Origin of the sequence: Oryzisolibacter propanilivorax, assembly GCF_900103645.1 — a bacterium.
Lineage (GTDB): Bacteria > Pseudomonadota > Gammaproteobacteria > Burkholderiales > Burkholderiaceae_C > Melaminivora > Melaminivora propanilivorax.
In genome coordinates, this window is record NZ_FNHP01000002.1 from 241428 (window position 1) to 261305 (window position 19878).

General features: G+C 71.8%; 18 protein-coding genes. 10 read left to right on the forward strand and 8 right to left on the reverse strand.

Annotated features, from left to right (window positions below; all coding sequences use genetic code 11):
• Positions 1 to 58 precede the first annotated feature (58 nt).
• The 5 genes from BLQ61_RS03840 to BLQ61_RS03860 form a co-directional block, all read right to left on the reverse strand.
• Complete coding sequence (locus BLQ61_RS03840; protein ID WP_091566874.1) at positions 59 to 985, reverse strand: HpcH/HpaI aldolase/citrate lyase family protein; 927 nt, start codon at positions 983 to 985, stop codon at positions 59 to 61.
• A gap of 114 nt (positions 986 to 1099) precedes the next feature.
• Positions 1100 to 2482 (reverse strand): MmgE/PrpD family protein, encoded by a 1383-nt coding sequence (locus BLQ61_RS03845; RefSeq protein WP_091566876.1) that lies wholly within the window; start codon positions 2480 to 2482, stop codon positions 1100 to 1102.
• Between the two features lie 69 nt (positions 2483 to 2551).
• The gene (locus BLQ61_RS03850; protein ID WP_091566878.1) at positions 2552 to 3721 is read right to left on the reverse strand and encodes a CaiB/BaiF CoA transferase family protein; all 1170 of its coding nucleotides are present in this window, start codon (positions 3719 to 3721) and stop codon (positions 2552 to 2554) included.
• A gap of 159 nt (positions 3722 to 3880) precedes the next feature.
• Positions 3881 to 5047 carry an acyl-CoA dehydrogenase family protein gene (locus tag BLQ61_RS03855; RefSeq protein WP_091566881.1) on the reverse strand — a complete coding sequence of 389 codons (1167 nt, stop codon included), beginning with the start codon at positions 5045 to 5047 and terminating at the stop codon, positions 3881 to 3883.
• 91 nt (positions 5048 to 5138) lie between these two features.
• The gene (locus BLQ61_RS03860; RefSeq protein ID WP_175488208.1) at positions 5139 to 6035 is read right to left on the reverse strand and encodes an HTD2 family dehydratase; all 897 of its coding nucleotides are present in this window, start codon (positions 6033 to 6035) and stop codon (positions 5139 to 5141) included.
• Between the two features lie 242 nt (positions 6036 to 6277).
• Here BLQ61_RS03860 and BLQ61_RS03865 point away from each other — a divergent pair, with 242 nt between their 5' ends.
• From BLQ61_RS03865 to BLQ61_RS03910, 10 genes are all read left to right on the forward strand, one after another.
• Positions 6278 to 7183, forward strand: coding sequence for an SDR family NAD(P)-dependent oxidoreductase (locus BLQ61_RS03865; RefSeq protein WP_425415605.1), 906 nt, complete (start codon positions 6278 to 6280; stop codon positions 7181 to 7183).
• A gap of 175 nt (positions 7184 to 7358) precedes the next feature.
• Positions 7359 to 8249 carry a MaoC/PaaZ C-terminal domain-containing protein gene (locus BLQ61_RS03870; RefSeq protein ID WP_091566884.1) on the forward strand — a complete coding sequence of 297 codons (891 nt, stop codon included), beginning with the start codon at positions 7359 to 7361 and terminating at the stop codon, positions 8247 to 8249.
• Positions 8250 to 8328: 79 nt separating this feature from the next.
• A complete protein-coding gene (locus BLQ61_RS03875; RefSeq protein ID WP_091566886.1) occupies positions 8329 to 9138 on the forward strand; it encodes an enoyl-CoA hydratase/isomerase family protein in 810 nt (269 codons plus the stop codon).
• Between the two features lie 161 nt (positions 9139 to 9299).
• Positions 9300 to 10280, forward strand: a complete 981-nt coding sequence (locus BLQ61_RS03880) for a Bug family tripartite tricarboxylate transporter substrate binding protein (protein ID WP_091566888.1) — start codon at positions 9300 to 9302, stop codon at positions 10278 to 10280.
• Positions 10280 to 11794, forward strand: a complete 1515-nt coding sequence (locus BLQ61_RS03885) for a class I adenylate-forming enzyme family protein (protein WP_091566890.1) — start codon at positions 10280 to 10282, stop codon at positions 11792 to 11794. The genes BLQ61_RS03880 and BLQ61_RS03885 overlap by 1 nt, the downstream gene beginning before the upstream one ends.
• Positions 11795 to 11836: 42 nt before the next feature.
• On the forward strand, positions 11837 to 12829 hold the full coding sequence (locus tag BLQ61_RS03890) for a tripartite tricarboxylate transporter substrate binding protein (protein WP_091566892.1): 993 nt from the start codon (positions 11837 to 11839) through the stop codon (positions 12827 to 12829).
• A gap of 169 nt (positions 12830 to 12998) precedes the next feature.
• Positions 12999 to 13406 carry a Zn-ribbon domain-containing OB-fold protein gene (locus tag BLQ61_RS03895; protein WP_091566894.1) on the forward strand — a complete coding sequence of 136 codons (408 nt, stop codon included), beginning with the start codon at positions 12999 to 13001 and terminating at the stop codon, positions 13404 to 13406.
• A complete protein-coding gene (locus BLQ61_RS03900; RefSeq protein WP_091566896.1) occupies positions 13403 to 14629 on the forward strand; it encodes a thiolase in 1227 nt (408 codons plus the stop codon). Before BLQ61_RS03895 ends, BLQ61_RS03900 begins: the two co-directional genes overlap by 4 nt.
• Positions 14630 to 14660: 31 nt before the next feature.
• Positions 14661 to 15818 (forward strand): acyl-CoA dehydrogenase family protein, encoded by a 1158-nt coding sequence (locus tag BLQ61_RS03905; protein ID WP_091566898.1) that lies wholly within the window; start codon positions 14661 to 14663, stop codon positions 15816 to 15818.
• Positions 15815 to 16249: a PaaI family thioesterase gene (locus tag BLQ61_RS03910; protein ID WP_091566900.1), complete on the forward strand. Its 435-nt coding sequence runs from the start codon at positions 15815 to 15817 to the stop codon at positions 16247 to 16249. The genes BLQ61_RS03905 and BLQ61_RS03910 overlap by 4 nt, the downstream gene beginning before the upstream one ends.
• A 114-nt stretch (positions 16250 to 16363) precedes the next feature.
• Here the strand turns inward: BLQ61_RS03910 and BLQ61_RS03915 are convergent, their stop codons facing one another.
• The 3 genes from BLQ61_RS03915 to BLQ61_RS03925 are packed head-to-tail and all read right to left on the reverse strand — an operon-like array spanning position 16364 to position 19869.
• The gene (locus tag BLQ61_RS03915; RefSeq protein ID WP_091566902.1) at positions 16364 to 18070 is read right to left on the reverse strand and encodes a cobaltochelatase CobT-related protein; all 1707 of its coding nucleotides are present in this window, start codon (positions 18068 to 18070) and stop codon (positions 16364 to 16366) included.
• Entirely contained in the window at positions 18060 to 19049 is a 990-nt protein-coding gene (locus BLQ61_RS03920) for an AAA family ATPase (RefSeq protein ID WP_091566904.1), read from the reverse strand. The genes BLQ61_RS03915 and BLQ61_RS03920 overlap by 11 nt, the downstream gene beginning before the upstream one ends.
• Positions 19042 to 19869: an IclR family transcriptional regulator gene (locus BLQ61_RS03925; RefSeq protein WP_091566906.1), complete on the reverse strand. Its 828-nt coding sequence runs from the start codon at positions 19867 to 19869 to the stop codon at positions 19042 to 19044. Before BLQ61_RS03925 ends, BLQ61_RS03920 begins: the two co-directional genes overlap by 8 nt.
• Between the last annotated feature and the right edge of the window lie 9 nt (positions 19870 to 19878).

The window sequence follows — 19878 nt, forward strand, 5'->3', positions numbered from 1 at the left end:
AAGGCGGGGCGGGGCGGGGCGGGGCCGGCGGCGCATTGTCGCGCGGCCGCCGGTGGCGTCAGGCCAGCGTCGCGCCCGCGCCCGCGACGGGGTGGCCGGCGGCGCGGGCGCACGCCAGCTCGTGCCGCGCCAGCGTCTGCTGCGCCTGGCGCAGCACCGGGCCGTCGATCATGCGTCCGTCCAGCGCCACCGCGCCGCCGCCGGCCGCGTGCAGTGCCTGCAACACGCGCCAGGCCTGCGCCACGGCGGCCTCGTCGGGGTCGAACGCGGCGTGCAGCGGCGCGACCTGCGACGGGTGGATGCACAGCTTGCCGCCAAAGCCCATGCGCCGCGCGCGCCGCGCGTCGCGCGCCAGCCGGGTGCTGCCCTGCAGGTCGACGGTGACGCCGTCCAGCGGCGGCGCGATGCGCGCCCGGCGCGAGGCCAGCACCAGGGCCAGGCGCACCGGCAGCAGCTCGTGCTCGTCGCCCTCATCGCCATGCCCGTCCGCGCCGGCCTGGCAGTCCATGCCGGCGTCGGCCTGGAAGTCCAGGTGCCCAAAGGCCAGCCGCGCCACCTGCGGCGCACCGGCCAGCGCCGGCAGCGCGTCGTAGCCGGCCACGCTCTCGACCAGCGGCAGCAGCGCCGCCCCGCTGCCCGCGGTGTGCGCCACGGCCACCAGGGTCGAGGCGCCCTCGGCCTTGGGCACCATGGCGCCGGCGCAGCCCTGCCCGACCAGCAGCGCCAGCGCCGCCAGATCGTCCCGGAACCAGGGCGTGCCCTCGGCGTTGATGCGCACCAGCAGGCGCGCGCGCTGCGCGGGCGCCAGCTGCGCCACGGCGCCGGCCAGGGCCTGGCGTGCGCTGGCCTTGTGCGCCGGCGCCACCGCGTCCTCCCAGTCGGCGATGACCATGTCGGCCCCGCTGGCCAGTGCCTTGGGCAGCTGCTCGGGCCGGTCGGCGGGGACGAACAGGAAGGAGCAGGCATGCTGGACCGGCGGGGACATGGGGCAAGCTTTCAAAGGAAAGGACAGAACAACGACCGGCAAGAACGGCGTGGCGCGCCAGTGTTCCCGGGTGGGCGGCGGCGGGCAATCGCCTGTGGGACGCGGCGCGACGCTTCAGCCCGGCAGCAGCGCCGGCACGCGCGGCCACTGCGCCACCTGCCACAGGCGCTGCACAGCGGCCTCGGCCTGGGGTGCGGGCACCGCGCCGCCGTATTCCGCCAGGCGCAGCGCCTTGGCGGTGATTTCCTCGCGCGACAGGGTGTTGCCCGGGTCGCCCTTGGGCTCGTCGACGCGGCCGGCGAGGGTGCGCCCGTCGGTGGTGCGCACCTCGACCTTGCCGATCCAGCGGCGCGGGTAGGCCGCGTCCACCTCGTCGTCCAGCACCATCCGCACCTTCTCGCGCAGCGCCACCGTCTCGGGGCTGAGGAACTCGGCGTCGAACTCGGTCAGCCCGGCGTGGCCATGGCGCGCGGCCAGCGCCAGCACCGTGCCCATGGAGAACTTGGACTGGTGCACGGTGGCCGGCGCCACCACCGGCCCGAGCACGTCGAGCGCGCCCTGGTGCACGCGGCAGGTGACCTGCGCGAGGTCCTGCGGCCGCAGGCCGTGCGCCTGCATGACCTGCAGCAATGCGTCGGCCGCCGGGTGCGTGTGGCGGCACGAGGCGTGCCACTTGAAGCTGGTCTCGGCCGTGGCCCAGCGCGTGCCCAGGCCGTCGGTCAGGCGCGCCGGGTCGGCATCCTGCGACATGCCGGCGGCCAGGCCTTGCGGCCCGGTGAAGATGTCCTGCGCGCCTGTGAAGCCGTCGCGCGCCAGGTAGGCGGCCATCAGCCCGGCGGCGGCGGCGTGCGCGGTGTGCAGCTGCTTGCTGTCGGCGGCGGTGCGCAAAAACTCCCACAGCCCGGCCGACTGCGTGCCGGCCGAGCCGAAGGCATGCTGCATCTGCGCCGGCGTCAGCTCCAGCAGCCGGCCGACGGCGGCGGCCGCCGCCAGCGTGCCGGCGGTGGCGGTGGTGTGGAAGATGCGGTAGTGGCTGCGGCCGAGGAATTCGCCGACGCGGATGCCGACCTCGTAGCCGGCCACGCAGGCCGCCATCAGCTGCGCGCCGCTGGCGCCGATGCTCTGCGCCACCGCCAGCGCCGGCGGGAACACCACCGCCGCCGGGTGGAACACCGAGCCGTTGTGCACGTCGTCCTGCTCGGCAACGTGCGAGGCGGCGGCGTTGGCCAGCGCGGCCATCATCGGCGAGGTGCTGGCGCCGGCGTGGCCGATGAGCTCGCTGGGGCCGCTGTCCGGGCCCTGCGAGCGCGCGAAGCGGGTGATGCTGGCCACCGGGCGCGCCCGGCAGCCGGCCAGCACCGAGCCGAACCAGTCCACCCATAGGTCTTCGGTGCGGCGCTGCACGGCGGCGGGCACCTGCTGCCACTGCAGCTGCGCGGCGAACTGCGCCAGGGGGTGGACGGCGGCGGGGGCGGGAATCGGCGGGTTGGTGGTCATTTTGGGCTTTCGTCCAGGTGGAATATGGGCTTGCAGCTCATGTTTCGATAGTGCGCAGAGGGCGCGGGATTAGGGTGCCAGCGCGTCGATGCGCGCCGCGTCCCAGCCCAGCTCGGCCAGGATGGCGCGGGTGTGCTCGCCCACCGCCGGCACTGGATCCATGCGCGGCTCGAAGGCGTTGCTGGCGCCCGGCGGCAGCAGCGCCGGCACGCTGCCGGCGGGCGTGGCCACGTCGCGCCAGCGCTGACGCGCGGCCAGCTGCGGGTGTGCCCACAGGTCGGCCATGTCGTTCACGCGCGCGTTGGCGATGCCGGCCGCGTCCAGGCGCTGCAGCACCTGCGCCGCGCTCAGGGCCGCGAAGGCCTGCACGATCAGCGCGCGCAGCGCGTCGCGGTGCTGGTTGCGCAGCGCGTTGGTGGCGAAGCGTGCGTCATCCGCCAGCTCGGGCTGCTGCAGCACCTGGGCGCAGAAGGCCTGCCACTCGCGTTCGTTTTGCAGCCCCAGCATGACGGTGCCGCCGTCGCCGGCGGTGAACGGGCCGTAGGGGTAGATGCTGGCGTGCGCGGCGCCGGCGCGCGGTGGCGGCGCCGCGCCCTCGAAGGCGTAGTACAGCGGGTAGCCCATCCACTCGCCCATGGCCTCCAGCATCGACACGTCGATGTGGCTGCCCACGCCGGTCCGGCCGCGCAGCAGCAGCGCCGACAGGATGCTGGTGTAGGCGTACATGCCGGCGGCGATGTCGGCCACCGAGATGCCGGCCTTGGCCGGGGTGTCGGGCGTGCCGGTGACCGACAGGAAGCCGGCCTCGCTCTGGATCAGCAGGTCGTAGGCCTTCTTGTCGCGGTACGGCCCGTCCATGCCGTAGCCCGAGATGTCGCAGACGATCAGCCTCGGGTGGCGCGCCTGCAGCGCCTCGTACGCCAGGCCCATGCGCGCCGCCGCGCCGGGCGCCAGGTTTTGCACCAGCACGTCGGCGCGCTCCAGCAGCTGCGCCAGCGCGCCCTGCGCCTCGGGCTGCTTCAGGTCCAGCGCCAAGCTTTCCTTGCTGCGGTTGATCCAGGTGAAATGCGAGGACTGGCCGCGCACGCGCGTGTCGTAGCCGCGCGCGAAGTCGCCGCTGCCCGGGCGCTCGACCTTGATGACGCGCGCGCCCAGGTCGGCCAGCTGGCGCGTGCAGAACGGCGCGGCGACGGCGTGTTCGAGCGAAACGACGGTGATGCCGTCGAGGGGGCGGGTCATGAAAGGCTCCCGTGCAATATCAAAACAGGGCTGGCTGCTTCTCCCTCTCCCCCTTGGGGGAGAGGGCGGGGGTGAGGGGGTGGTCCGGGCGTGGCGTCCATTGCGCGCGCCGCCCTCACCCCAACCCTCTCCCGCACGCGGGAGAGGGAGTGAAAACCGTCAGAACGACCTCGGCAGGCCCAGGATGTGCTCGGCCACGTAGGAAAAGATCAGGTTGGTGGAGATCGGCGCCACTTGGTACAGGCGCGTCTCGCGGAACTTGCGCTCCACGTCGTATTCGCAGGCGAAGCCGAAGCCGCCGTGGAACTGCAGGCAGGCGTTGGCTGCCTCCCAGCTGGCCTTGGCCGCCAGGTACTTGGCCATGTTGGCCTGCGCGCCCATGGGCGCGTGCGCGTCGAACAGCTCGCAGGCCTTCCAGCGCATCAGGTTGGCGGCCTCGACCTCGATGAAGGCCTCGGCGATGGGGAACTGCACGCCCTGGTTCTGCCCGATGGGGCGGCCGAACACCTGGCGCTCGCGCGCATAGTCGGTCACGCGGTCGATGAACCAGTAGCCGTCGCCGATGCACTCGGCGGCGATCAGCGTGCGCTCGGCGTTCAGCCCGTCCAGGATGTACTTGAAGCCCTGGCCTTCCTGGCCGATCAGGTTCTCCTCGGGGATCTCCAGGTCCTCGAAGAACAGCTCGTTGGTCTCGTGGTTGACCATGTTCGGGATCGGCCGCACGCTCAATCCCTTCTTCTGCGCCTCGGCCAGGTCGACCATGAAGATCGACATGCCCTCGCTCTTTTTCTTCACCTCGGCCAGCGGCGTGGTGCGCGCCAGCAGGATCATCCAGTCCGAGTGCTGCACGCGGCTGATCCAGACCTTCTGGCCGTTGACCACCCAGCGCCCGTCGCGCTTGACGGCGCTGGTCTTGATCTTGGTGGTGTCGGTGCCGGTCGAGGGCTCGGTCACCGCCATCGACTGCAGGCGCCATTCGCCCGAGGCGATGCGCGGCAGGAAGCGCTCCTTCTGCGCCTGCGAGCCATGACGCAGCAGCGTGCCCATGTTGTACATCTGCCCGTGGCAGGCGCCGGCGTTGCCGCCGCAGCGGTTGATCTCCTCCATGATCACGCTGGCCTCGGCCAGCCCCAGGCCCGAGCCGCCGTATTCGGTGGGGATCAGCGCCGCCAGCCAGCCGGCCTGCGTCAGCGCGTCGACGAACTCGGCCGGGTAGGCGCGCTGCTCGTCGATGCGGCGGAAGTACTCCTGCGGGAATTGCGCGCACAGCGCGCGCACGGCCTCGCGCAGCTCGGGGTGGTTGTTCGACAGCGTCTGCTCGATCATGGAAGGCGTCTTTCGGGTGTTTTCGGGCTGTAGCCCTTATGCTGCAACGGCAAGTAGCTATTGATTCGATAGTGACGGGCGTTACCCTGGCTCAGGCCAGGGTGGCGCTGGCCTGCATGGTCAGCCAGCCCTCGTGGTCCTGCGCCCACAGCTGCACGCCGTGCCCATCCGCGTCCGGGCGGGCATGCACGCTGAACGGGTGCAGGTCGAAGGTCGGGCGCACGGCGCGGAACTCGAACGCCGCCAGCTGCGCCCCGGGCAGGCTGCGGCGCAGCAGGTCCACCAGCAGCGTGGCGATCAGCGGGCCGTGCACCACCAGGCCGGGGTAGCCCTCGACTTCGGTGACGTAGCGGCGGTCGTAGTGGATGCGGTGGCCGTTGAAGGTGAGCGCCGAATAGCGGAACAGCAGCACATCGTCGGGCGCGATGCCGCGCGACCAGGCCGCCTGGCCGTCCAGCGGCGGGCGCTGCGGCGCCGGCGCCGGGTCGCCGGGGCGCGCCAGCGGGCGGTAGACGATGTCGTGCTCCTCGGTCAGCGCCAGGCCGTGGTCGTTGGCGAAGCGGTGCTCGACCTGCACGAACAGCAGCTCGCCCGAGCGCCCGGCCTTGTGCGCCACCGAGGCGATGGCGGAGGTGCGCTGCAGCGCCTGGCCCACCCGCAGCGGGTTGTACGACTCCCAGCGCAGCCGTCCGCCGGCCCACATGCGCCGCGGCAGCGGCACCGGCGGCAGGAAGCCGCCGCGCCGGGGGTGGCCGTCCGGGCCCAGTTCGCTCTGGCGCGCATGCGGCAGGAAGTACAGCCAGTGCCACAGCGGCGGCACGGGCGTGCCGGGGGCGGGTGCGGGGTCGTCGCGGTCCAGCGTGGCCGACAGCGCGGCCAGCGGCTGCGCCGTGGCGCTGTCGTGCAGGGTCTCGCTGCGGCCCTGCCAGGACTGCAGGTGGGCGATGGCGGCGGCGTCCAACGGGGTGTGCGGGGGCATCTCGGTCATGATGGCCGTGATGGTCGGCGCTGGCCGCCGCGCGCGCAATCCGTGAATGTGAAAGCGTGCCTTCGGCGGCCATGAAGGGCCGCGGGCAGCGCGGCGGCTTCCAGCCGGCCGAAGCCCGGCCTTGCGATTGCCGAATGGCGCCGGGCGGCGTTTGCCGCCATGCTCGCGTCCGAAACGGGCTAGATTCATTCATTCACACAGGAAGGAGCACACGCATGGCACAGCAGCAGAACGGCGGGCCGATGGTCGAGGGCAAGGTGGTGGTGGTGACGGGCGCCGGCGGCGGCATCGGGCGCGACATCGCGCTGGCGCTGGCCGCCGAGGGCGCGCGCGTGGTGGTCAACGACATCGGCACCTCGACCAGCGGCGAGGGCCAGGACGCCGGCCCGGCGCAGCAGGTGGTCGAGGAGATCCGCGCCGCCGGCGGCCAGGCCGTGGCCAGCACCGACAGCGTGGCCGAGAGCCTGGCGGCGGGGCGCATCGTGCAGTGCGCGCTGGACACCTTCGGGCGTATCGACGGCGTGGTCAACAACGCCGGCATCCTGCGCGACCGCTTCTTCCACAAGATGAGCCTGGACGAGTGGGACGCGGTGCTGAAGGTGCACCTGTACGGCAGCTACTACATGAGCCGCGCCGCCGCCAGCCACTTCAAGGAGCAGGAAAGCGGCGCATTCGTGCACATGACCTCCACCTCGGGGCTGATCGGCAACTTCGGCCAGGCCAACTACAGCGCCGCCAAGCTGGCGCTGGTGGCGCTGTCCAAGTCCATCGCGCTGGACATGCAGAAGTTCCACGTGCGCTCGAACTGCATCGCGCCCTTCGCCTGGAGCCGCATGATCGGCTCCATCCCCACCGACACGCCCGAGCAGCAGGCGCGCGTGGCCAAGATCCAGCAGATGACGCCGGCCAAGATCGCGCCGCTGGCGGTGTACCTGCTGTCCGACGCGGCGCGCGAGGTTAACGCCCAAGTCTTCGCGGTGCGCAACAACGAGATCTTCCTGATGAGCCAGCCGCGCCCGCTGCGCTCGGTGCACCAGGGCGGCGGCTGGACGCCGCAGGACATCGCCCAGCACGCCATGCCGGCGCTGCGCAGCAGCTTCGTGCCGATGGAGCGCTCGGGCGACGTGTTCTCGTGGGACCCGGTGTAGTCCAGGGGCAACCCCCCTGCGCCGCTGCGCGGCTTCCCTCTTCTCTCTCCGCGCTGCGCGCTACGGGAAGGGGGACGACGCCAGCGCGGCGGGGCGGCCCAAAACGCGGTGTCCGCTGGCGTGGGTCGCGCCCCGGGACTGAAGTAATCGCCTGCACAACATTGGGAAAGCGGAAATGGCCATCGACTACCACTACCTGAAGCGCCGCGCCTTCGCGCCGGTGCACCAGCGCTACGACGAGCGCGACAGCATGCTCTACGCCCTCAGCCTGGGGCTGGGGCGCGACCCGCTGGACGCGCAGGCGCTGCCCTTCGCCTACGAGGGCTTGGAAGGCGGCCTGCGCGCCCTGCCCACGCTGGCCGTGGTGCTGGGCTACCCGGGTTTCTGGGCGCGCGAGGCCGACACCGGCATCGACTGGGTGCGCCTGCTGCACGGCGAACAGCGCGTGCGCTGGCACCGCCCGCTGCCCGCCAGCGGCGACGTGGTCGGGCACACCCGCGTCACGCACCTGACCGACAAGGGCGCGGACAAGGGCGCCATCCTGGTCAGCGAGCGACGCCTGGAAAGCCGCGCCGGCGAGCTGCTGGCGACGCTGTCGCAGGTCACCTTCCTGCGCGGCGACGGCGGCTACAGCCAGGGTGGCGCCCAGCCCAGCGACGCGCCGCTGGCGCCGCTGGCGCCCGCCCCTGGGGAGCGCGCGCCGGACTGGCGCGACGAGCAGCCCACCCGCCCCGAGGCGGCGCTGCTGTACCGCCTGATGGGCGACTACAACCCGCTGCACGCCGACCCGGCGGTGGCACGCCGCGCGGGCTTCGAGCGTCCCATCCTGCATGGTCTGGCCAGCTACGGCCTGGTGGCCTGGGCGCTGCTGCGCCAGTGCGCGCAGGGCGACCCGGCGCGGCTGAAGGCGCTGGACATCCGCTTCGCCGCGCCGGTCTACCCAGGCGAGACGCTGGTCACCGAGATCTGGCGCGTGCCGGGCGACGCGCACCGACTGCAGCTGCGCGCGCGCGTGGCCGAGCGCGGCACCGTGGTGCTCAGCCACGGGCACGCCGAGCTGACCTGAGCCGTTTCAAAAATGGGAGTATGAAGTCGTTGCCGGGCGCGGGTCCGCGTCACATTGCATGCCCATTCCAGGAGTTCCCATGAGCCCTTCCGCCGTGCTGGTCGACATCGACGACGGTGTCGCCACCATCACCCTGAACCGTCCCGAGGCGCGCAATGCGCTGAACCAGGCCGTGCGCCTGGGCCTGGCCGACGCCGTGGCGCGCGTGCGCGACGACGATGCGGTGCACAGCGTCATCCTGACGGGCGCCGGCGGCGCCTTTTGCTCGGGCGGCGACATCACCTACATGCTGGACACGGCGCACGGCGGCCTGCCCTGGCGCGAGCGCATCCGCGGGCTGCACCGCTGGTTCCCGGAGCTGGTGAACCTGGAAAAGCCGGTGATCGCCGCCGTCGACGGCCCGGCCTTCGGCGCCGGCATGAGCCTGGCGCTGGCGGCCGACTTCGTGCTGGCCTCGCAGCGCGCCACCTTCTGCGCCGCCTTCGGCCGCGTCGGCCTGGTGCCCGACCTGGGCTGCATGCACCTGCTGCCGCGCATCGTGGGGCGCCAGCGCGCCAAGGAGCTGGTGTTCACCGCCCGCAGCGTCGGTGCGCCCGAGGCGCGCGAGCTGGGCCTGGTCTATGACGTGCTGCCCGACGGCGACGCGCTGCAGGCCGCCGCCCGCACGCTGGCAAGGCGCTTCGGCGAGGCTTCCAGCGCCGCCATCGGCATGGCCAAGACCATCATGAACCAGTCCTTCGAGCTGGACGCGCGCGCCATGGCCGAGCTAGAGGCCTACGCCCAGACCATGTGCCGTGGCTCGGCCTACCACTTGGAGGCAGTGCGCCGCTTCCAGGCCAAGGAGCCGCCGCGCTTCGACTGGGACCGCGGCGGTCCTGGGCCGGGCTGAGGCAAGGCTGCGGCGACCGGGCGTTTTCTGTGCGCAACCTTCGTCATCCAGGGTAAACCCCCGCTAATGCCGGGCAAACCCCGGCTTTGGCAAAAGCAGATTCCGTACCGGGGTGACTCGGACCACCATGGCCTCCTCATTTTTTCGAGAAGGAAGCCACCATGCCTGCCCTGTTGCGCCGCCATTTGCTGGCCGTCCTGGCCTGCGCCCCCCTGGCCCTGTCGCCCCTGCCCGCCAGCGCCCAGGACGGCGCGCCCGTGCGCCTGCTGGTCGGCTATTCCGCCGGTGGCCCGGTGGACCAGGGCGCGCGGCTGTTCGGCCAGGCGCTGGCCAAGGAACTGAACACCGCGGTGATCGTCGAGAACAAGCCCGGCGCCAATGCCACGCTGGCCGGCAGCGAGGTGGTACGCGCCAAGCCCGACGGGCTGACACTGTGGTTCGCCGCCAGCCCGACCATCACCATCAGCCCCAACGTGATGGCCAAGATGCCGTTCGACCCGGCCCGGGACCTCACGCCGGTGGCACCCATCCTGAGCTACTACAACGTGTTGGTGGTGAACAACGGCGAGCCCTACAAGAACGTGCAGGAACTGGTAGCCCACGCCAAGGCCCATCCCGGCAAGCTGGCCTACGGTTCGGCCGGGGTCGGCGGCTCCAACCACTTGGGGGCGCTGCTGCTGGCGCGGCGCAGCGGCATCGAGCTGAACCACATCCCGTACAAGGGCAACGCCCCGGCCATGACCGACGTGATCGGCGGGCAGCTGAACATGATGCTGGACATCATCAGCACCGCCAGCAGCTACATCCACGCCGGCAAGGTGCGCGCCATCGCCGTCACCTCGCCGCGGCGCAACCCCTCGCTGCCCGACGTGCCCACGGTCGCCGAGTCCGGCATCGACGGGCTGAAAGACTTCGACGTCGGCGGCTGGTACGGGCTGTATGGCCCGCGCGAACTGCCGCCCGAGCAGGTGGCGCGGCTGAACCGCGCCGCCAACGCCGCGCTGGCCCAGCCCGAGCTGAAAAAGCGCCTGCAGGATCTGGGCTACGAGCTGTGGACCGGCAGTCCGCAGCAGCTGGCCGAGCGCGCCGCCCGCGAGCGCACCCTGTGGTCCACCGTGACCCAGGGCATCGTGGTCAACTGATGGGCGCTCCCACGCGCCTGCACCAGCTGCTGCAGCACCAGCTGGCGCAGGGCGGGCAGCGGCCCTTCATGCACCTGCCGGACGGGCGCAGCCTGAGCTTCGCCGACCTGGACGCGCTCGCCGGCGCCGCCGAGGCCGAACTGCGCGCCCTGGACGTGCGCGCGGGCGACCGGGTGCTGGTGGTGGCCGAGAACTGCCCCGAGCACGCCGCGCTGATCCTGGCGTGCAGCCGGGTCGGCGCCTGGTCGTGCGGCGTGAACGCGCGCATGGCGCCGGCCGAGGTCGATGCCTTCGCCGCCAGCGCCGACGCGCGCGTGCTGTATTTCACCGCCAGCGCCTCCGGCAGCGCCGCCGCCCACGCCGCGCGCCATGCCGGCGTGGCCAGCGTGCTGCCGGGCATGCAGCACGGCGCGGTGCGCGCGCAGGCCCGCGCCGAGCCGCCGCCGCTGTGCGACGAGGTGGCGGCGCTGATCTTCACTTCCGGCACCACCGGCGCGCCCAAGGGGGTGATGGTCTCGCACGCCGCGCTCTTGCACTTCGCCCGCGTCTCGGCCGCGTCGCGCGCGCTCAGGGAGCAGGACCGCTGCTACGCCTTCGTGCCGATGACGCACGTCTTCGGCCTGGCCACGGTGCTGCTGGCGGCGCTGCACGCCGGCGCGCAGCTGGTGCTGCGCCCGCAGTTCGAGCCCGCCGACCTGCTGGACGCGCTGGCGCGCCACGGCGTGTCGCAGCTGCAGGGGCCGCCGGCGCTGTTCTCGCGCCTGCTGGCCTGGATGCGGGAGCACGGCATCGAACACCCGCCGGCGCCGGCGCTGCGCTACCTGTACACCGGCGCCGGCCCGCTGGACGCGACGCTCAAGCACCGCGTCGAGGCGGCCTTCGACCAGACGCTGCACCACGGCTACGGCCTGTCGGAATACGCCGGTTCGGTGCACCTGACGCGCCTGGGCGAGCAGCGCACGGACACCAGCGTCGGCTACGCGGTCGAGGGCGGGCAGGTGCAGGTGACGGATCCGGCCAGCGGCCGGGCACTGCCCGCGGGCGAGCGTGGCGAGCTGTGGATCCGTGGCGCCGGGCTGATGCACGGCTACTTCCGCGACGCCGCCGCCACCGCCGCCGCGATGCGCCCGGGCGGCTGGTACGCCAGCGGCGACCTGGGCGAGCTGCACGTCGACGGCGCGCTGTTCGTCGTCGGCCGCCTGAAAGAGATGATCATCCGCTCGGGCTTCAACGTCTATCCGGCCGAGGTCGAGCGGGCGCTGAACGAATTGCCGGGCGTGCAGCGCAGCGCCGTGGTCGGGCGGCCCGCCGGCGATGGCAACGAGGAGGTGATCGCCTTCGTCGAGCTGCAGCCCGGCGCCACGCTGGACGAGGCCGCCGCGCGCGCCCGGCTGCGCCAGTGCCTGGCGCCGTACAAGCAGCCGGCGCGCATCGCCGTGCTGGCCGAACTGCCCACCAGTCCCAACGGCAAGGTGCTCAAGCGCCAGTTGCAGCAGCAGGCACTGCAGCTGTAGCGGCGCCGCCCGGCCTGCCAATTCACCCCCAGGAGACCTTCCATGTCCCATTCCCCGCTGCATCCCACCCGCCGCCAGCTCGTCGCCGGCGGCCTGCTGGCCGCGGCCGCGCACGGCCTGCCGGCGCTGGCCGCCGACGCCTGGCCGAGCCGGCCGGTGCGCTTCATCGTGCCGTTCCCGCCGGGCGGGCCGGTGGACACCATCGGCCGCACCGCGGCGCAGAAGCTGGGCGATGTCTGGAAGGTGCCCACCGTCGTGGACAACCGCGCCGGCGCCGGTGGCGTGGTGGGTGCCAGCGCCGCCGCGCGCGAGGCGCCGGACGGCTACACGCTGTTCCTGGGGTCCATCCACCACGCCGTGAACCCGGCGCTGATGGGCAAGCTGCCCTACGACATCGAGAAGGATTTCGCACCGATCAGCTTCGCGGCGCTGTTCCCGGTGTTCGTGGTGGCGCACCCGTCGGTGCCGGCAAACAACATCCAGGAGCTGATCGCGCTGGCCAGGAAGCCGGACAGCACGCTCAGCTTCAGCTCGTCGGGCAACGGCGGCGGCACGCACCTGGCCGGCGAGCTGTTCAACATGGAGGCCGGCACCCGGCTGCAGCACATCCCCTACAAGGGCAGCGCGCCGGCCATGAGCGATCTGCTGGGCGGGCAGGTGCAGTTGATGTTCAGCGATGCGCCCACGGCGCTGCCGCACATCAAGAGCGGACGCGTGAAGGTGCTGGGCGTGGCCAGCCGCCAGCGCTCGCCGATGCTGCCGCAGGTGCCCACGGTGGCCGAGTCCGGCCTGCCCGGCTACGAGGCCTATTCCTGGACCGCGCTGTTCGCCCCGGCCGGCACGCCGCCGGCGGTGCTGGCGCGCATCAACGCCGACTTCCAGACCGCGTTCAACGACCCGGCCGTGCGCCAGCGCCTGCTGGACGCCGGCGCCGAGGCCGACCCCGGCACGCAGCAGCAGCTGCGCCAGCGCCTGCGCGCGGAGATGGACAAGTGGGCGCGGGTGATCCGCACGGCGGGCATCCAGGCGGGCTGACGGGCGCGCCCGGGGTGCCGCGTGGATTTCTGGTCAAAAGTGCTTCCAGCCCTTTATATGCAAGGGCCTGCAGCTACATAAAAAATAGCATCCGGCGCGCCGTGCGAACCCACCCTTTCACATTGGCTAATTGCCTGCCCGCCACTGCTGCGGGCATGCTCCACGCACCATGCACATGACCGCGCAGACCCACTACCAGGCCGAGCTCGACGCCGGCCGCTTCCGCCTCCAGCAATGCCAGGACTGCCAGCGGCACGTCTTTCCGCCGCGCGAGCTGTGTCCGCACTGCGGCGCCGCCGCGCTGCGCTGGACGGCCGCGGGCGGCCAGGGCACGGTGTATTCGGCCTCGACCATCGCCCGCAAGGCCGATGCCGGCGGGCCCTACAACGTCTCGCTGATCGACCTGGACGAGGGCGTGCGCATGATGAGCCGCGTCGAAGGCGTCGCGCCCGACGCGGTATGCATCGGCCAGCGCGTGCACGCCTACGTCGGCAGCCGCGAGGGCCGCGGGCTGGTGCTGTTCGCGCCGCTGCGCGATCCGCGCGCGTCCGCTGCCACGTCGGGAGGTGCGGCATGAACAGCAGCACCGCCACCACGCGCATTCCCGCAGCGCACCTGGACGCCGCCGCCGTCAACCGCCCGCTGCGCGGTCAGGTGGCGATCGCCGGCGCCGCCACCTACGGCTGCGGCGAGGCGCCCGGCATGGACGACATGGCGCTGCTGGCGCGCGCCGCGCAAGCCGCGGTGCACGACGCCGGCCTGACCATGCAGGACATCGACGGCATCGCCACCTGCAGCGTCAACGCCAGCATGTGGGCGCTGCCGGTCATCGAGCACCTGGGCCTGAACCCGACCTACGTGGACAGCACCATGCTGGGCGGCTCCAGCTTCATCGCCCACCTGCTGCCAGCGGTGCGCGCGCTGCAGGCCGGGCAGTGCAACGCGGTGCTGGTGTGCTACGGCAGCGCGCAGCGCACGGCCACCTTCGGGCGCAAGGAAAGCGTGGCCGCGCGCCGCTTCCTGGACCCGCAGCCCTACGAGCATCCGTACGAGCCGGTGCTGCCCGTCACCGCCTATGCGCTGGCGGCGGCGCGGCACATGCACGAATTCGGCACCACGCGGGCGCAGCTGGCCGAGGTCGCCGTGGCCGCGCGCGCCTGGGCCCAGCTCAACCCCGAGGCCTTCATGCGCGACCCGCTCAGCGTGGACGAGGTGCTGGCCGCGCGCCCCATCGCCAGCCCGCTCACCGTGCGCGACTGCTGCCTGGTGACCGATGGCGGCGGCGCCATCGTGCTGGTGCGCGGCGAACGCGCGCGCGACCTGCCCCGGCCGCCGGTGTACGTGCTGGGCAGCGCCACGGCGGTGTGGCACCGGCAGATCTCGTGCATGCCCGACCTGACCGTGACCGCGGCCGCGCAGTCCGGCGCGCAGGCCTTCGCCATGGCCGGGCTGCGGCCGGCCGACATGGACATGGCGCAGCTGTACGACGCCTTCACCATCAACACCCTGCTGTTCCTGGAGGACCTGGGCTTTTGCGCCAAGGGCGAGGGCGGCCCCTTCGTGCAGGGCGGCGCCATCGCCCCGGGCGGGCGGCTGGCGGTGAACACCAACGGCGGCGGCCTGTCGTGCGTGCACCCGGGCATGTACGGCATCTTCGCGCTGATCGAGGCCGTGCGGCAGCTGCGCGGCGAGGCCGGCCGGCGCCAGCTGGAGCGCGCGCGCACCGCCGTGGTGCACGGCAACGGCGGCACCCTGTCCAGCCAGGCCACGGCCGTCCTGGGCACGGCCGAGACGCTCTGACCCCTTCACCATCAACACGAGACGCCCGGCGATGATCCGCGACCCCGAGACCCTGCAAGCGCTGCTCGACAGCGTGCGCCGCTTCGTGCGCGAACGCCTGGTGCCGGCCGAGAACGAGGTGGCCGAGACCGACGAGATCCCGCCCGCCATCGTCCAGGAAATGCGCGAGCTGGGCCTGTTCGGCATGACCATCCCCGAGCGCTTCGGCGGGCTGGAGCTGACCATGGAGGAGGAATGCCGCGTGCTGCTAGAGCTGTGCCAGACGGCGCCGGCGTTCCGCTCGGTCATCGGCACCACCGTGGGCATCGGCTCGCAGGGCATCCTGATGGACGGCACGCCCGAGCAGCAGGCGCAGTGGCTGCCTCGGCTGGCCAGCGGCGAACTCATCGCCTCGTTCGCGCTGACCGAGCCCGAGGCCGGCTCGGACGCCGCCTCGCTGCGCACCACCGCCATCCGCGACGGCGATGACTACATCGTCAACGGCACCAAGCGCTACATCACCAATGCCCCGCACGCCGGCGTCTTCACGCTGATGGCGCGCACCGACCCGCGGGACAAGGGCGCCGGCGGGGTGTCGGCGTTCATCGTCGATGCCCGCTCGCCGGGCATCAGCTTCGGCAAATATGACCGGAAGATGGGCCAGCGCGGCGCGCACACCTGCGACGTGATCTTCGACAACGTGCGCGTGCCCGCGTCCCACCTGATCGGCCTGCAGGAGGGGCGCGGCTTCAAGACCGCCATGAAGGTGCTGGAAAAGGGCCGCATCCACATCGCCGCCGTGGCCGTGGGCGTGGCCACGCGCATCCTGCGCGACGCGCTGGACTACGCGCTGCAGCGCAAGCAGTTCGGCCAGCCGATCAGCGACTTCCAGCTGGTGCAGGCGATGCTCGCCGACAGCCAGGCCGAGCTGTACGCCGCCGAGTGCATGACGCTGGATGCCGCGCGCCGGCGCGACGACGGCCGCGAGGTGGCGGTGGAGGCGTCGTGCGCCAAGATGTTCGCCACCGAGATGTGCGGGCGCGTGGCCGACCGCGCGGTGCAGATCCTGGGCGGCGCCGGCTACATGGCCGAGTACGGCATCGAGCGCTTCTACCGCGACGTGCGGCTGTTCCGCCTGTACGAGGGCACGACGCAGATACAGCAGCTCATCATCGCCCGCGGCATGGCACGCGCGGCACGCGGCGCATGACCGGGCAGCCGCCCGGTGCGGCCGAGCGCAGCGCCTTTCTGCGCCTGCTGGGCGCCGTGCAGGTGCCGGCGCCGGCCGGGCGCGTGCACCTGCGCCTGCCGCAGTTGCGCGAGGAGCTGCTCAACCAGCTGCCGGCCGCGCACGGCGGCGTGGTCATGACGCTGCTGGACTCGGCCATGTCGCGCGCCGCCGGCGAGCGGCCCGAGGCGCCCTCGCGCACCGCCGTGACGGTGGAGATGTCCAGCCGCTTCCACCGCCCGGCGCGCGGCCTGCTGCAGGCCGAGGGCTGGGTGGTGCACGCCAGCCGCAGCCTGTGCAGCTGCGCCGCGCAGCTGCTGGACGAGCACGGCCAGGTGCTGGCCACGGCCAGCGGCACCTTCAAGTACTGGCTGGCGCCGACCACCTGGCAGCATTCTGATATGAAAAAGTGAGCGCATGGCCCTTGCCAATCAAGGGCCAGAGGCAGATTTCACTGAAAAACACGCAGCGGCAAGCTAAGTACCTGCCGCATATGGCCAGCGACTTGCGCCGGGCCGCCGGAGACTTCAGCGCGTGTGGTGCGGCGCAGCCACCAGCATGCTGGCGACGCTGTCGAGGCTGGCGTCGTCCAGGTGCTCCTTCAGGTCCAGGGCCAGGCGCCTCCGGTAGAACAACCCGAGATCGAGGCCTACGCCCAAGCCGCAGATGTCGATCTGGCCACCCCTGCTGTGGGCGTCCACCACTTGCCGCAGGTGCTGGTCGAGGTAGTGCTCGTCGTTGCACTGGTGCGTGGCGGTGTCCATCGGGCAGCCGTCGGACACCACCATCAGGATGCGCCGCTGCGCGGGCAGCTGGAGCAGACGCTGGCAGGCCCACTCCACGGCCTCGCCATCCATGCCTTCGCGGAACAGGTCCGGGCGACGCAACGCCGCGATGCCATGGCGTCCGCGCCGCCAAGCCTGCGTACCCGCCTTGAAGACCAGGTGCAGCTGCTCGTTGAGCCGCCCCGGGAATTCGGGGCAACCAGCACGCTGCCAGTCCCGCCGGGCACGGCCACCGTTCCAGGCGCCGGTCGAAAATCCCAGCACTTCCACCGCCACCCCGGCCATGTCCAAGGCCCGTCCCAGCACATCCACCAGGATGGAGACGGCAGGCGCATGCGCCTTCATGGAGCCCGAGCAGTCGAGCAGCAGCGCCACGGCGCATTCCGTGGCGGGGCGCTGCTGCTCGTCCTTGAAGATGGCCTTGTACTGCGGGTCGCTCACCAGCTGCGCCAGCCGGCTGCCGTCGACCACGCCCTCCTCCTGGCCGAAGCGCCAGCCGCTGCGCCGCGGTACCGCCAGGGCACGGTGCAGGCGGCGCGCCAGGCGCGGAACATTGAACCCGCCCTTGATCACCTCCTGGTCCATCCGGGCACGGAATTCAGCCAGCTGGGCAGCGCGCACCAGGGCGGACGCGTCGGCCTCGCGGTCATAGGCGCGGGTGAAGACGCGGTATTGCTGCGCGGTAGCGTCCCAGCTGCGGCTCACGCCGCTGGTGGCCACGGGTGGCGGCGGGGCCTGCGGGGCGTCGAAGTGCAAACGCAGGGCGAAGCCCTGGCGCCGACGGGCCCGGGCCGAGCCGTTGGGCACTTCGGCCTGGGCGGAGCGCACCGCCTGCCCGACCCACTGGCCCAGGGCCAGCGCGTGGGGAATGAACGCGGCCTGGTCCGCACGGTGGCGGCGAAGCGCTGCCAGCAGGCCACCGATATCGGGCGCGATGTTGGCGCGGGTGGCTTCCACCAGGTCGGACAGGGTGTCCGGCACCTCGTTGCCGGTCAGCCGCGTCCAGGCCGTCAGCGCCACCGTGAACAACAGGATGCCCAGGCTGGTTTCGGTCAGCCCGGAATCGGCGAACGCATGGCACCAGCGCAGGAACCGCGCGCTCAGGTTGTGCCGCACCCCGGGCCAGTCGGACGGTGCCAGGCTTTCGGTGCGCAGCTGCTCCAGCAGCTCATACACCAGCCGCTCCACGGGTTCGGCCGGCGCATGCCGGGCATGCAGCGCCGCGTCGCTCCAGCGCAGGCGCAGCGCGGCGCCGTCCAGCAGAGCGCGCTGGTCGGGAAGGGCCATGGAGACGTCGCCCTGATGGGCGGCGCACAGCGGCACCACTTCAGTGCCCTGGTACAGAGTCTGGCTGCTCCACTGCAGCGTGCCGTCGCCTGTGAGGGCACGCACCAGCGCGCCGCACAGGCCTTCGACCCGGGTAAGCGCCGCGGCCGCCTCAGAGGGCATGGTGCAGGGCCATGTCGGGCTCGGCCCATGCCTGCAGCTCGGCATCGAAGCAGCGCTGGAAGTATTCGGCGACGATGCCGCGCTCGGCCGGCTCGCACTTGTTCAGAAACGACAGGTGGAAGGCCACATCCAGGTTTTGGAAGATCTCGGTGTTCTCGGCCCAGGTGATCACGGTGCGCGGCGACATGAGCAGCGAGAGGTCGCCCACGGCAAAGCCCTTGCGCGTGAGGCTGGCCAGCGCCACCATCGCGCGCACCTGCCGCCGGCCCTGCTCGGTGTCCAGCGCCGGTACGCGCGCCAGGACGATGGCGGCCTCCTCGGCTGGCGGCAGGTAGTCCAGCGAGGTCACCAGGTTCCAGCGGTCGAGCTGGGCATGGTTGAGCAACTGGGTGCCGTGGTACAGCCCGCTGAGGTTGCCCTGCCCCAGCGTGTTCATGGTGGCGAACAGTCGAAAGCACGGGTGCGGCTGGATCACACGCTTCTGGTCCAGCAGGGTGAAGCTGCCTTCGCGTTCGAGCACCCGCTGAATGACGAACATCACGTCCGGGCGCCCGGCATCGTATTCGTCGAAGACCATGGCCATGGGCCGCTGCAGTGCCCAGGGCAGGATGCCTTCCTGGAACTCGGTGACCTGCTGGCCGTCGCGCAGCACGATGGCGTCCTTGCCTACCAGGTCCAGGCGGCTGATGTGGCCGTCTAGGTTCACGCGCACGCAGGGCCAGTTCAAGCGAGCGGCCACCTGCTCGATGTGGGTGGACTTGCCCGTGCCGTGCAGCCCCTGCAGCACCACGCGCCGGTTGTGCGCGAACCCCGCCAGGATAGCCAGTGTCGCCTGGGGATTGAAGCGGTAGGCACGGTCCAGCTCGGGAACATGTCCATCGCGCTCGGCAAAGGCGGGCACGGTCATGTCGGCATCGATGCCGAACACCTCGCGCACGTTCACGCGCTGGGTCGGTTGCAGGTAGGCAAGGTCAGTCATCGTCGGGCACCCCAGGAGGGACTTCATCGCTGATGCGCGCCATGGCTTCGGCGGCTTGGCGCAGGGTTGGGAGCATAGCCAGGGCCTTCTCGCGCGAAAATCGCATCACCGGCGCCTGGACGGCCAGGCCCATGTTGGAGTGGCCTTGCGCAGCAGGCACCAGCACCCCTAGGCACAGCAGCCCGGGCAGGAACTCCTCGTTGTCGAAGGCGTAGCCCAGGCTGCGCACCTGCTCCAGTTCCTGCTCCAGGCTTTCGTGGCTGGTGTGTGTGTTGTGGGTGAACTTTTCCAGTGGCACGGCGGCCAGCAGGCGGCGGCGCTGCGAGGGCGCCATCTGGCTGAGGAACAGCTTGCCCGTGGCCGAGCAATGGGCGGGCACGCGCGAGCCTGGGTGCAGATAGAACCGCAGCGGCGCTGCCGTTTCCACACGGTCCAGGTAGAGCACCTCGCCGCTGGAGAAGGCCGTGATGTTGCAACTCTCGCCGACCTCCTCGACCAGCTTGCGCAGCACCGCGTGCCGCGCACCGTAGGTAGTGTTGTTCAGCAGCACGCTCTCGGCCAGGCGCATCAGCCGCCGCCCGGTGCCGTAGTGACGGCCGTTGCCGTCGCGCTGCAGGATGCCCGCGCCTTCCAGCTGCTGAAGCATGCGATGCAGCGTGGGCTTGGGCAGGCCCGTCTCCTCGACCATGGCCTGCAGGGTGAAGGGCGCATCCTGCTGCGCAATCACCTCCAGCAAGGCGAATAACCGCAGGTTGGGCGTGTCGCCGTCCAACCGGGGAGTTACGTGGTTCGTGGCGTCTTTCATGGCGGCTTCAATCATATAAAGTTT